Origin of the sequence: Phaeobacter inhibens DSM 16374 (assembly GCF_000473105.1) — a bacterium.
Classification (GTDB): domain Bacteria; phylum Pseudomonadota; class Alphaproteobacteria; order Rhodobacterales; family Rhodobacteraceae; genus Phaeobacter; species Phaeobacter inhibens.
On record NZ_KI421498.1, the window covers coordinates 2291060 to 2304175 of the forward strand.

Consider the following 13116-nt stretch of genomic DNA (forward strand, 5'->3'; position numbering starts at 1 on the left):
TCATGTTTTGGAGGGTCAAACCTCACCGCAGAGGCGCGATGGTCTGACCATATTGACGGGTCATCAGGACCGAATGCGCCAACCGGTTTTGAAAATCCACCAGATCACCGCAAGGCAGAGCGTCGTAAAGCCACCGATAGCCAGCAGGCTAAGCCCGACGGGCACGTCTGAGGCCCCGAAGAACGACCAGCGGAAACCGGAAATCAAATAGACCACCGGGTTAAAGAGGGTGATCTTCTGCCAGATCGGCGGCAGCATCGAGATCGAATAGAAAGACCCGCCAAGGAACACCAACGGTGTCACGATCAGCAAGGGCACCAGTTGCAGCTGTTCAAAATTCTTGGCCCAGACCCCAATGATGAACCCCAGCAAAGCGAAGCTGACGCATGTCAGCACCATGAACAACACCATAGCCAGCGGGTGCGCAATGGTCAGATCGACAAAGAGCGACGCCGTCACCAGAATTACCACGCCGATAAACAGCGCCTTGGTTGCCGCCGCCCCCACATAACCGATCACGATCTCCAGGAAATTCACCGGCGCGGAGAGCAACTCATAAATGGTGCCGATAAATTTTGGAAAATAGATCCCGAAGGACGCGTTGGACGTGGCCTGTGTCATCACGCTGAGCATGATGAGACCAGGCACGATGAAGGCACCGTATGGCACGCCTTCAACCTCATCGATACGGCTGCCGATGGCGGCCCCGAACACAACGAAGTAGAGCGAGGTAGACAGGACAGGGGATAGGAAACTCTGCATCAATGTGCGAAAGAACCTTGCCATTTCAAAGCGGTAGATTGAAGCGATTGCGGTCCAGTTCATGTCGGTTCTCCTGAAACCAGCCCGACGAATATGTCTTCAAGACTGGATTGCCGGGTTTGCACATCCGCCAGCGTCAGGCCGGATTTCGCCACATCATTCAGCAGCGTCGTGATGCCGGTGCGCTCGGCGTTGGTGTCATAGGAATAAATCAACCCGCGGCCATCCTCGGTCAGGGTCAGCCCATAGGCACCAAGGCTGTCGGGTACGGCTGTCAGCGCGTCGGTCAGCTGGACTTCAAGCTGCTTCTTGCCAAGCTGCGCCATCAGCCGGGCCTTCTCCTCCACCAACAGGATTTCCCCATTGGTGATGACGCCCACCCGGTCGGCAATGGCCTCGGCTTCCTCAATATAGTGAGTTGTCAGAATGATGGTGACGCCATCGCGTTTCAGCTCCGCCACCACGTCCCACATATCTTTTCGCAGTTCCACGTCGACGCCTGCCGTCGGTTCATCCAGAAACAGGATGCGGGGATCGTGGCTGAGCGCCTTGGCAATCAACACCCGCCGTTTCATCCCACCTGACAGCTCCATGATCCGGCTCTTACGTTTATCCCAGAGCGACAGCTTGCGCAGGATTTCCTCAAGCAGCGCATCGTTGCGCGGTTTACCAAACAGCCCGCGGGAAAATCGGACAGAGTTCCAGACTGTTTCAAACGGCTCCAGGTTGATTTCCTGCGGCACAAGCCCGATCAGGCTACGCGCGGCCCGGAAGTCTTCGATAATATCGTGCCCGCCGACCGATACGTGACCCGAAGTGGGTGTTGTGATACCGCAGACGGTTGAAATCAATGTGGTCTTGCCGGCGCCGTTTGGACCAAGCAGCGCGAGAATTTCGCCCTCCTCAATGTCGAGCGAGACACCCTTGAGGGCCTGAAACCCGCCCTCATATGTCTTTTCCAAATCACGAATGGATAGGATGGCTGACATTGCTGCCTCCCTTCAAAAGTAAACTCATCAGTTCAGCGCACGGTAGCGCCAACACTGCCCAATCGCCAGCGGGGATTGCAGCGCGGGTGTTTACACGTGCGCATTGCCTTGTGCGTCAGTGCAGGGCGGATTTTATCTTGACGTCAAAGTAAAATCGGAACATTAGTTATCTCGATGTCAAGATATGAGGGTTAAATGGATATTCTTCTTTTTGGGGCGACCGGAGATGTTGGCCGTGCCACGGTGCAGCAAGCCATTGAACGCGGGCACCGTGTGACCGCAATCGCGCGCAAGCCTGACCTGCGCGGACCACTTGGCGACAGGTTGGTGACACCCCTTGCACTGGATGTGTTGACCAGCGCAGACCAGCTGGCCGATCTTGCCCGCCACCATCAGATCATTATCAGCGCATTGCGCCCCGTTGCCGGGCAGGACGCGCTGCTGGTGGAGCTGACGCAAGCGGTGCTGCGGGCCGCAGAGGCAGGCAATATCCCTGCACTGATCACCGGGGGCGCTGCCCTTCTGAAGCTAGCCGATGGCAGCGGAGAAACGGTGCTGAGCGCACCGGGCTTTCTCCCAGATACAGTACGTCCGATCGCCACGGCCTGCGCTGCGCAAGACCATCTACTGGAGAGCACCCCATATGTCGATTGGACATGCCTGCGCCCACCTGCGATGCTGCAGGAGGGAGAGCGGCGAGATCGCTACGAATGGGGCACCGATACGCTGGTCACCGATACCAATGGGCTGTCGCAGATTTCCTTTGCCGATTTTGGCGGCGCCCTGATGGATCTGGCAGAGCAGCAAAATCGCCCCGAAAAGCGGCTGACGGTCGCCTGGGGGAACGCCTGAACCTAGACCCTAATAGGGTAATCCCACATAATTTTCCGCCAAAGATGCCTGGGCCGCGTCGGAGGAAAACAGATAGTCCAGATCCGCCTGCTGCAGCCGCAGATCCGCTGGCGACATGTCAGGGAAGCGATGCAGCAGGTTGGTCATCCACCAGCTAAACCGTTCAGCTTTCCAGATCCGCGCCAGCGCGCGTTCGGAATAGCTGTCCAGCGCAGTATCATCATTGCGTTGAAAGTGATCAGACAAACCTTCGTACAGATAGTGGATATCCGAGGCCGCGAGGTTCAGCCCTTTGGCCCCGGTGGGGGGCACAATATGGGCGGCGTCACCCGCCAGAAACAGCGCTCCATAGCGCATCGGCTCTGCCACGAAGCTGCGCAGCGGCGCGATGGATTTCTCAATCGAAACGCCGGTCTGCAGACCCTTCGCCACATCCTCGGGCAAGCGCCGCTTCAGCTCCTCCCAGAAGGCAGCGTCGCTCCAGTCCTCGACCCGATCCGTCAACGGTACCTGAATGTAATAGCGGCTCAGCTGGGCATTGCGCATCGAACATAGCGCAAAGCCACGATCGTGTCGGGCATAGATCAACTCATCCGCAGCGGGCGATGTCTGCGAGAGCACGCCGAGCCAGCCGAACGGGTAGACCTTTTCATATTCGCTCAGGACATCTGACGGGATCGACTTGCGGCTGACCCCATGAAACCCATCCGCGCCCACGATGAATTTGGTATCAATCCGGCGGGTTTCGCCCTGTTGTTCATAGGTAACATTAGGCCGCGCCGTCGTCAGATCATGCAGGGCGACATTCGCGGCTTCGTGGATGATCTGCCCGCCCATGGCGTCGCGGGCGTCATAGAGATCGCGGGTCACCTCGGTCTGGCCGTAAACCATCACCGTCTGCCCTTTGGCGCTGCCTGCAAGATCGATGCGGTCCAGCCGCCCCTGATGGGCAATGTGAAATCCGTGATGCACCATACCATCGCGGTCCATGCGCGCGCTGGCACCAGCCCGGCGCAGCAGGTCCACAAACCCGTGCTCCAGAACGCCTGCGCGAATACGTCCCAACACGTAGTCCCGAGTCTGGCGCTCCAGCACGATTGTGTCGATCCCGGCCCTGTGCAGCAGCTGCGACAGCAACAGCCCGGAGGGACCACCCCCAACAATCACCACCTGTGTTGTCTGGCTCTGCATCAGCTTTCTCCTGTTCGCCCGTCCATCATGCCGAAACTTCGCCATCTTGCGAATAGACCCAACCGCCCGGTTCTTGTATATTTCGCACATGACTGAGCCAAAGGCGATAACCACCTACTCCCTGTTCGGAGAGAATACGGAGTTGGCGGATCTACTGCATATTGAAAGCATTGAAGCACGGTCCTCGCTCCATGATTGGTCGCTGACGCCCCATCGTCATGCCCGGTTGCATCAGCTGTTGACGCTGACGCATGGCGGTGGACTGGCCACGCTTGACGGAAACGAGCAGGATCTTCATCCCCCGTGCATGGTCAATGTTCCCCGTGGCGCCGTGCATGGGTTCCAGTTTAGCAGCGATACCAGAGGATGGGTGCTGACACTGACATCCGATCTTATGGATCAGGTGCTTGGGGATAGTCTCGATATTCTGACAACCCTAGATCGCGCGGCGGTCACACCGCTACGGGATGACCTGCTACAGCTTCTCACCGCGATCCGCGACGCCTATGACGCCGACGGTTTTGCGCGCACACCGATCCTGCGTGGACTTGTCGGCGCGATCACCGGCACCGTCGCGCAGTGCATCGGCGCGCAGCAGTCGCGCGATGCCAACCCGAAGGCGCATCAACTGTTCGCCCGGTTCGAAACGCTGGTGAACAGGGATTTCCGTGCCCGGCGTCAGGTCAGCGACTACGCGCGCGAACTTGCCGTTTCGACAACGCACCTCAATCGGATAAGTCATCAGGCCACCGGACAGTCCGCCTCGCAGCTGATCAACGAGAGGATGCTCCGCGAGGCGCGACGCCTGCTGATCTATACGTCCATGAGTGCGGCACAGATCGCCTATGAGCTCGGCTATGCAGACCCGGCTCACTTCAGCCGGGTCTTTGCCCGCGGCACCGGGCTGCCACCACGTCGCTTTCGCCGACAAATCATTACGAGCGGGCTGCCCCCTGAGTGAGGAACTACGCTATCCGACAAAAAAACCGCCCCGAGGTATTCCGAGGCGGTTTTTATAATGTGCACAGGGTTGCGCCAGCGCTTACTGCTCCGGCCCCAGCTTTGACAGACCCTTCAGAATATCGATGGCATAGGCCAGCTGATAATCTTCCTCGCGGCGCTCCGCTGCGGCCTCGGCCTTGGCGCGGTCTTCCTCGATCTGGCGGATCTCATCCTCGGAAAGGCTGTCGTTGTTCAGACGCCCCCGCAGATCTGCCTCAGACCGGGTCCGGCGGGCGGCGGAGGTGTTTTCCTCTTCCTCTTCCGCATTTGGATCCCGGCGCGGCTGTTCCACGACGATATCGGGCGAAACCCCAAGCGCCTGGATCGAACGACCAGACGGCGTGTAATAGCGCGCCGTGGTCAGGCGCATCGCGCCATCTCCCTTGAGCGGCATTACCGTCTGAACCGATCCTTTGCCAAAGGACTTGGTACCGACCACAATGGCACGGCGGTGATCTTGCAGCGCACCCGCCACGATCTCAGATGCAGACGCAGAGCCGCCGTTGATCAACACCACAATGGGTTTGCCGTCGACCAGATCGCCGGGAGTGGCATTGAACCGTTCGCCGTCCTCAGGGTTGCGCCCACGGGTAGAGACAATTTCGCCGCTGTCGAGGAAACTGTCAGCCACCTTGATCGCCTGCGTCAGCAGGCCACCGGGATTGTTGCGCAGATCAAGGATGATACCGTTGACATTGTCCATGCCACCGGCTTCCTCCAGCTGCTTTTTCAGGCCAGCCTCAAGATTGGGCGTGGTCTGATCGTTGAAAGTGGTCAGACGCAAGACGACCGTTTCATCTTCAGTGCGGGCGCGTACAGCCGTCAGTTTGATTGTATCGCGAATGATCGACACATCAAAAGGCTCCGCCTCGCCTTCCCGGACGACGGTGATCACGATCTCTGATCCCACCGGACCTCTCATCAGATCCACCGCCTCGTCCAGAGCCAGCCCCAGAACACTTTCGCCATCCACGTGGGTGATGAAGTCGCCCGATTCCATCCCGGCCTCATCCGCCGGGGTGCCATCAATGGGCGAAACCACTTTGACGAAGCCTTCTTCCTGTGTGACCTCAATACCGAGACCACCGAACTCGCCACGGGTTTGCACCCGCATATTGGCAGCATCATCCGGGGAGAGATAGCTGGAATGCGGGTCCAGCGAGGCAAGCATGCCACCGATGGCGGCCTCAATCAGCTCAGTCTCATCGACGTCTTCGACATATTGCACGCGGATGCGTTCAAAAATGTCTCCGAAGAGGTCCAGCTGCTCATAAACGCTGGCCTCCCGGCTGCCTTCCTGCGCCAAAAGCGGCTCAGCTACATAGGTGGTGGCAAGTATCCCTGCCAGCGTGCCGCCCACTGCGGCCATCGCGAATTTTCTCATGAACTAATTTCCATCCTTGTCGGTGCGGAACCAGGTTTCGGGGTCCACCGGACTGTTGTCCATTCTAACTTCTATATAGAGCGTTTCTGTGCGGTCAGTTCCAGCCCCTTCACCGCTTAGTGACAAAATGGCGCCGATTTCCGGGTTTTTGCCCCCCATCAGGCCAATCGGAGTTCCTGCGGGGATGACCTCACCCATGGTTCCATACACTTCGGCCAGTCCCGACAGCACAAAAAGTGTCTCAGGCTGCGGTTCGAGGATGACCACATTGCCAAGATCCAGCAGCGGCCCCTGATACCGGATCGTGGCAGCGGCGGGCGAGACCACCAGTGCGCGCGGGCGCGCCGCGATCAGCCAACCGGGGCGAGCGATGCCAGCGGCGTCTTTCTCACCATAGCTGCGCAGGACCAATCCTTCGACAGGGATCGGCAGCGTACCGCGCAGGGCGCTGACGTCGGCATCAGTTGTTGCGATCTCCCCCTCCGCGATTTCAGCCAACCCGCTGGCAAACCCGCTGAGCGTCTCCGTCGAGGATATCAGGATCGCAGTGCGCACCGGATCCTGGGTAAAGCGGCGTGGAAGGTCGGTGCGGTCGGCGATCGCGGCAGACAGTTGCACACGGGCCTCTTGTACACCGTTCAGACCCTCCTGCAGAGTGTTGGCGGCGCTTTGTTGCAGCAGCCGCAGCGTCTGGACCTCCTCCAGATCACGGCGCAGCGCGGTTGCCCGCGCCTGCAAGGCCGGTGTCACCTCAGCCAATGTCATGGCAGAGCGGGCGGCCCCAAGCGGCCCCGAGGGGTGCAGCATCAGCACCGGTGGTGGTGCGGTCTCAATGGTCTGCAAAACCCCGAGCAAATCCGCCACGTCATCTTCGCGCGCTTTCAGTTGAGCCGCCAGTTGCCCCTCGCGCTGCGCGACACGGCGCAGGCCATCGCGCATGGCCGCCAGCCCGGCCTCATAGGCGCGGACGGTTTCGGTCAATGCAGCGACGCGGTCCCGTGCAGTTTCCGCCTGCTGAAGCGCCAGCGTGGCGGTCTCCAGCTGGTTGGCCGCCCGCTGCGCCGCTGTCGCGGGATCCTCTGCCGCACTTGCCCCCATTGCCGATGCGGACAGGACCACCGCAAGGGCGCAGATCTGAAAACCACGCCTGACAGCAGCCGGCCCCAAGATGCCAAATGCTGAGCTCATGCCAGCAGGCTCTCTCCGGTCATTTCATCCGGTTTCGGGAGGTTCATCAGCTGCAAAAGCGTTGGCGCCAGATCTGCGAGACGGCCATCACGCAGCTCAGCCCCAGCTGGTCCACCGACCAGCGCGACGGGTACCAGATTGGTGGTATGGGCGGTATGCGGGCCGCCTGTGTCAGGATCGACCATCACTTCACAATTGCCATGATCAGCTGTGACCAGCATCACGCCACCTGCGGCCTTCAACGCGGCGACGACCTTGGCCAGCCCCTGATCGACCGCTTCGCAGGCCTTTATCGCAGCACTTAGATCACCGGTATGACCAACCATATCCGGGTTCGCATAATTGGTGACAATCAGGTCATAGCCCGCTTCAATCGCCTCGACAAACCGCTCGGTCACCTCTGGCGCTGACATTTCCGGTTGCAGATCATAGGTCGCAACCTTGGGCGATTTCGGCATGGCGCGGTCTTCGCCCTCCTCCGGGTCTTCTTTGCCACCGTTGAGGAAGAAGGTCACATGCGGATACTTCTCCGTCTCGGCGAGGCGGAACTGACGCTTGCCCTGTTTCGCCACCCAGGCACCCAATGTGTTGACGATCGCGCGTTTGGGAAACACGGTTTGCATGTATTCGTTATGACCTGCGGAATATTCCACCATGCCCAGCAATGCAGCCAGCTCCGGGCGTGCCCCGGTATCGAAAGCATCAAAACCCGGCTCCCCCATAGCGCGCAGGATCTCGCGGGCGCGGTCGGCGCGGAAATTCAGGCAGAACAGGCCGTCGCCATCTTTCACGCCATCATAGCCATCAATCACCGTGGCCTTGATGAACTCATCCAGCTCATCGCGGGCATAGCTGGCTTTGATCGCGTCCGCGGCGGTTTCCGCCTGATATTGGCCGCGACCATGGATCATAGCGTCATAGGCCTGACTGACGCGTTCCCAGCGATTGTCGCGATCCATTGCATAATAGCGCCCTGTCACGGTGGCGATACGCGCGCCCTCGGCCAGCTTGCTTTGCAGGGCGGTAACGAATTCCAGAGCAGATTTCGGGGCGACGTCTCGTCCATCCGTCATCGCATGCAGCCAGACGGGGATACCTGCATCACGAATGGCCTTCACCGCAGCGATGATATGAGAGACGTGACCATGGACGCCGCCATCCGAAGCCAGCCCCATGAGATGCGCCGCACCGCCGGTTTCTTTCAGCCGGGCAATGAACCCCTGCAGTGCGTCATTGTGGAAAAACGAGCCATCCTCAATTGCGAGATCAATCTGGCCCAGATCCATTGCCACCACCCGGCCGGCGCCGATATTGGTGTGGCCCACCTCGGAGTTCCCCATCTGACCGCTTGGCAGGCCGACATCCGGACCGTGGGTGATAAGCCGCGCCGTCGGGCAGGTTCTGGCGATCTCGTCGAGCGTTGGTGTCTCAGCCAGATAGGGCGCATTGGCGGTTCCCGGCTCGGCATTGCCCCAGCCATCAAGGATACACAGAACAACTGGTTTGGGCGTCGACATGGTTTCAGGCTCCGGCTCTGAGTGGCGTTACTGCCTTCTACAGATTTGCCGGGGATTGGGAAACCGCCGATCGGTCTGGAGAGGCTATCCGCGTGCCCCTCCGTTCTTGGGCGAGATCCTCATACCGGCTGCGCCGCCGATGTGCGATACTGGCGTTCAATGTCCAAGAGCCGCTGTTTGCGCCACAGCCCGCCGCCATATCCGGTCAGCGACCCATCGGCACCGATCACCCGGTGACAGGGCACCACCAGAGCGATCTGATTGGCACCATTGGCGCGGGCAACAGCACGGGTGGCATCGGGGCGGCCTATGGTGCGGGCAATCTCCGAATAGCTGCGTGTGATGCCCGGTGGGATTTGTCGCAGCGCGTCCCAGACCTGCTGCATGAAGGCTGTGCCATGATAAGCCAAAGGAGTCTCAAACCGCGCCGAACGCCCTGCGAAAAACGCGTCAAGTTCCGCCCGGATCTGCTCGCTCGGCGGTGTGGGACCTATGCCGAGGTCGCCTTTCACCGCGCGTTGTAGCTTGTCCAGCTCCCCCTTCAGCGCCCTGCGCTCCACAAATTCCAGCAGGTGCAGCTCGGTCCGGCTGCTGACTGCAATCATGTCACCAAGCGGCGTCGGGATCCAATCCGCCAGCAACAGGCCCTCGCGGGTCAGGCTGCCGGGTGCCCTGCCCAGCAACCGGGCGAAGGCCGCACGAAACGCACTCGGAGAGTCGAATTGCGCGTCCAGCTGCGCCTCAATCACCTTGCCTCCATCGGACAGAACGGTGAAACCTTCGCGCAATCTGCGCTGGCGTGCCATCTCCAGAAACGTCATGCCGAACTGCCGCTTGAAACTGCGACGCACCGTGGAGAGATCAAGGCCCATGCGGGTGATGTCCCCCTCCCCCCACCGGTAATCCGGGCGTTCATCAAGGGCCGCCAAGAGGGTGGCCACTGCGGGATCCGCCTCTGCCATCGGGCGCAGCGGGTGGCACCGCTTACAGGCGCGAAACCCGGCTTCGATACATTCGCCTACACTGCCGAAAAACTGGCAGTTTTCGCGTTTAGGTTTGCGTGCCGGACAAGTCAGTCGACAGAAGATGCCGGTCGTAGCGACGCAGACATAAGCCTGCCCGTCATAGCGGTCATCGCGAGTGAGTAGCGCCTGATACAGCGCCTCGTGGTCAGGAAGATCAAATAACATATGCCTTGTTTAGCATAGGGCAGCGCGCCTGCCGCCGATAATCAGGCGTGGATTATGCAGCGACAGGCTTCTTGGCTCAGCAGCGCCTGACGGGCACCCGTATCAGTCCAGCGCGACACGACACCAGACAGCATCGTGATCGGACAGCGGACGGCCATTTTCATCGACTGAAGACACCAGACGGTTCTCAGTAGAGCGCATGCCACGGGTGCAGAACCAATCCAGTTTCATCTGCCGGTCCGGATGCGGCGTGATGAGGCTTGGCCGCGTGGTGACACCACCCGGGGTCGCCGACCAGTCATAGCCTTGCGCGCGCGCCAGCTCGAACAGCGTCTCACGTTGCCAGTCGAAATCCGGCGGCAAATGGTTGCCGGTGTTGAGATCACCGCCGATCAGCACAGGCATATCCGGTGCAAACGCATCAATCGCACGCAGCAGACGATCAAATTGCGCATGGCGGTGGTCAGCGTCAGCGTTGCTTTCCAAATGGGTGGAGACAACACAAATCGGTCCGGCCTCGGTCGGCAGGACCGCCGCGATAGCCATCCGCCCACCAAGACGCGGCTGGTCCGGGTCGGCGGGCACCTCATCGGAAGAAAACCAGTGGCCGTGGTCATCCAACCGGATCAGGGTTACGCGCTCTGGCGGAACGGCCGAGAGAATGGCATTGCCATGCCAGCCAAACAGATTGAAATCATCCGTACAGAACGCCTGCTCTGTTGGGCCACCCAGATCCAGTTCATGGAACTCAACGCCAAAGACGTAGGCCATCTCCAGCGCCTTTGCCATAGCCTCGGTGGTGTGGCGTTGACCGGTGCGGGCCATGCCGTGATCGACCTCGGACAGCAGGACAACCTGCGGGGCGAGAGGTTGGATATGGCTGGCTGTGTCCTCCGGGAACAGGCAGCGCTCGACGTTCCAGGCCACAACAGAAACCGAGGCGGTCAACGCGTCCAGAGCTGCCTTACCGCCGGATTGCAAGGCCGACATTGCCGGCACCTCAGTCATCAGCGCCCGGTGCGCCACCGCATTGCGCGGTGCCGCCTTGATCCGCGCCTGCAAATCGGACGAAACCGACGGCAGACTGTCCAGAACCCGTGTCATCGTCGCTGGCCGCTTTCCGCATCAAACAGGCAGATCGCTGCAGGATCGACCGAAATCTGATGGGTGCCGGGATCAACCGGAATGTCTTTCAGCACATGAATGGTGAAGGGTTGGCCCCCCAGTTTGCCATGCAACAGACGATGGGCGCCCAGTTCTTCGATCAGTTCCACATCGATGGCGAGGCCACCTTCGGCGACCAGTTGGACGTCCTCCGGGCGGATACCCAGCTTAACCGCCCCTTGGGCCGAGGTGTCCAGCGCGCCCATCGAGACCCCATCCGGCAATGTCACCTGGCCGTTGGCTATGGTGGCGTCGAGTAGATTCATCGGCGGCGCGCCCATGAACGAGGCCACAAAGACGGACGCCGGATTGTGGTAGATCTCCGACGGCGTGCCGATCTGTTCGATACGGCCACCGTTCAGCACGATGATGCGATCCGCCATAGTCATCGCTTCGACCTGATCGTGGGTCACATAGATCGAGGTGACCCCCAACCGGCGCTGCAATGCCTTGATCTCAATCCGCATCTGGTTACGCAGCTTGGCATCAAGGTTCGACAGCGGTTCGTCGAACAGGAACAATGCCGGGTCACGCACGATAGCGCGCCCCATGGCAACCCGCTGGCGTTGTCCACCGGACAACTGCGAAGGTTTTCGGTCCAGATATTCCTCGAGGTTCAGCATCTTGGCGGCCTCGGCCACCTTCTGCTTGATCTCAGCCTCGGGGGTTTTGCGGTTCTTCAGGCCATAGGCGATGTTCTTGCGCACCGTCATATGCGGATAAAGCGCGTAGTTCTGGAACACCATCGCGATATCGCGATCTGCCGGATCGACATTGTTGACCACCCGGTCGCCGATTTCCAGCGTACCTTCGGTGATATCCTCTAGACCGGCAATCATGCGCAGCAAGGTGGATTTGCCGCAGCCCGACGGGCCGACCAGAACGACGAATTCGCCGTCCTCAATCTTGAAGCTGGAGGAAGTGACGGCCTCAACCCCGTTAGGGTAGACCTTGCGTACAGAATTCAGGGTAACCTGAGCCATTGTGTGAAGTCCTTACTTATCGGATTCCGTCAGGCCCTTGACGAACCAGCTTTGGAAGAAAATGACGACTGCCACCGGGGGCAGGATGGCAATCACTGCCAGAAGATTTGCGCGACCAAATTCCGGCACATTGGTGCCTTCAAGGGTCTGGGTGATCTGCTTGATCCCCCGCACAAGCGTATACATGTCTTCTTCGGTCGTGATCATCGTGGGCCAGAGATACTGGTTCCAGCCGAAGACAAACATGATGATGAACATCGCAGCGATCATGGTTTTGGACAGCGGCACGAGAATATCGATGAAGAATTTCACCGGCCCTGCCCCATCGATGCGGGCGGCTTCGACCAGTTCCTCAGGGATCGACCGGAAATACTGCCGGAAGAAGAATGTCGCCGTGGCCGATGCGATAAGCGGGATAATCAACCCCTGATAGGTGTTCAGCATACCCAACTGCTGCACAACCTCATAGGACGGCAGAATACGCACCTCCAGCGGCAGAAGCAGCGTGGTGAAGATCACCCAAAATGCCAACGAGGCGAACCGCAGGCGGAAATAGACGATGGCATAGGCCGCCATCATCGCGATCACGATCTTACCAAGCGCAAAGCCGATGCCCAGCACGAAAGAGTTGAACAGCATACGGGTCCCGGTATTCGCTCCGGAGAACCCCGACGCCTCGAACATCGCCTTCTCGAAGTTCTCATCAAACTGATCGCCTATCTTCAGCTGTGGGCCGTATTTGATGATATCCACATCCGGCACGGTCGTGGTCATCACCACCATGATCAGCGGCACCAACATGAACAGCGAGCCGAGGATCAGAACGGTGTGGTCGCCAACCGCCCCCCAATTGATGGAGCGGCGCGGCGTTTGAACGGGTGTTTGGTCAGCCAT

The 13116-nt window shown here is 59.7% G+C and carries 12 protein-coding genes; 2 read left to right on the forward strand and 10 right to left on the reverse strand.

Annotated elements, in window-relative coordinates; all coding sequences use genetic code 11:
• Positions 1 to 63: 63 nt before the first annotated feature.
• Both INHI_RS0114790 and INHI_RS0114795 read right to left on the reverse strand, forming a co-directional pair.
• On the reverse strand, positions 64 to 825 hold the full coding sequence (locus tag INHI_RS0114790; RefSeq protein ID WP_027248134.1) for an ABC transporter permease: 762 nt from the start codon (positions 823 to 825) through the stop codon (positions 64 to 66).
• Positions 822 to 1751 (reverse strand): ABC transporter ATP-binding protein, encoded by a 930-nt coding sequence (locus INHI_RS0114795; RefSeq protein WP_014873388.1) that lies wholly within the window; start codon positions 1749 to 1751, stop codon positions 822 to 824. Before INHI_RS0114795 ends, INHI_RS0114790 begins: the two co-directional genes overlap by 4 nt.
• A 195-nt stretch (positions 1752 to 1946) precedes the next feature.
• On the opposite strand from INHI_RS0114795, the gene INHI_RS0114800 reads away from it, so the two are divergent.
• Entirely contained in the window at positions 1947 to 2603 is a 657-nt protein-coding gene (locus INHI_RS0114800) for an NAD(P)-dependent oxidoreductase (RefSeq protein ID WP_027248135.1), read from the forward strand.
• Between the two features lie 9 nt (positions 2604 to 2612).
• On the opposite strand, the gene pobA is transcribed toward INHI_RS0114800, so the two are convergent.
• A complete protein-coding gene (gene pobA / locus INHI_RS0114805) occupies positions 2613 to 3794 on the reverse strand; it encodes a 4-hydroxybenzoate 3-monooxygenase (protein WP_027248136.1) in 1182 nt (393 codons plus the stop codon).
• 88 nt (positions 3795 to 3882) lie between these two features.
• Here pobA and INHI_RS0114810 point away from each other — a divergent pair, with 88 nt between their 5' ends.
• The gene (locus INHI_RS0114810; protein WP_027248137.1) at positions 3883 to 4755 is read left to right on the forward strand and encodes a helix-turn-helix domain-containing protein; all 873 of its coding nucleotides are present in this window, start codon (positions 3883 to 3885) and stop codon (positions 4753 to 4755) included.
• An 81-nt stretch (positions 4756 to 4836) separates the two neighbouring features.
• On the opposite strand, the gene INHI_RS0114815 is transcribed toward INHI_RS0114810, so the two are convergent.
• The 7 genes from INHI_RS0114815 to INHI_RS0114845 all read right to left on the reverse strand — a co-directional run bounded on the left by INHI_RS0114815 (position 4837) and on the right by INHI_RS0114845 (position 13116).
• Complete coding sequence (locus INHI_RS0114815) at positions 4837 to 6180, reverse strand: S41 family peptidase (RefSeq protein ID WP_014873384.1); 1344 nt, start codon at positions 6178 to 6180, stop codon at positions 4837 to 4839.
• A 3-nt stretch (positions 6181 to 6183) separates the two neighbouring features.
• The gene (locus INHI_RS0114820) at positions 6184 to 7368 is read right to left on the reverse strand and encodes a murein hydrolase activator EnvC family protein (protein WP_051338970.1); all 1185 of its coding nucleotides are present in this window, start codon (positions 7366 to 7368) and stop codon (positions 6184 to 6186) included.
• Positions 7365 to 8885 carry a 2,3-bisphosphoglycerate-independent phosphoglycerate mutase gene (gene gpmI, locus INHI_RS0114825; RefSeq protein WP_027248139.1) on the reverse strand — a complete coding sequence of 507 codons (1521 nt, stop codon included), beginning with the start codon at positions 8883 to 8885 and terminating at the stop codon, positions 7365 to 7367. The genes INHI_RS0114820 and gpmI overlap by 4 nt, the downstream gene beginning before the upstream one ends.
• 119 nt (positions 8886 to 9004) lie before the next feature.
• Positions 9005 to 10075: a bifunctional transcriptional activator/DNA repair enzyme AdaA gene (locus tag INHI_RS0114830; protein ID WP_014878989.1), complete on the reverse strand. Its 1071-nt coding sequence runs from the start codon at positions 10073 to 10075 to the stop codon at positions 9005 to 9007.
• A gap of 102 nt (positions 10076 to 10177) precedes the next feature.
• On the reverse strand, positions 10178 to 11179 hold the full coding sequence (locus INHI_RS0114835; protein WP_014878988.1) for an endonuclease/exonuclease/phosphatase family protein: 1002 nt from the start codon (positions 11177 to 11179) through the stop codon (positions 10178 to 10180).
• Positions 11176 to 12222: an ABC transporter ATP-binding protein gene (locus INHI_RS0114840; RefSeq protein ID WP_014878987.1), complete on the reverse strand. Its 1047-nt coding sequence runs from the start codon at positions 12220 to 12222 to the stop codon at positions 11176 to 11178. Before INHI_RS0114840 ends, INHI_RS0114835 begins: the two co-directional genes overlap by 4 nt.
• Positions 12223 to 12234: 12 nt before the next feature.
• Positions 12235 to 13116 (reverse strand): ABC transporter permease subunit, encoded by an 882-nt coding sequence (locus tag INHI_RS0114845; RefSeq protein ID WP_014873378.1) that lies wholly within the window; start codon positions 13114 to 13116, stop codon positions 12235 to 12237.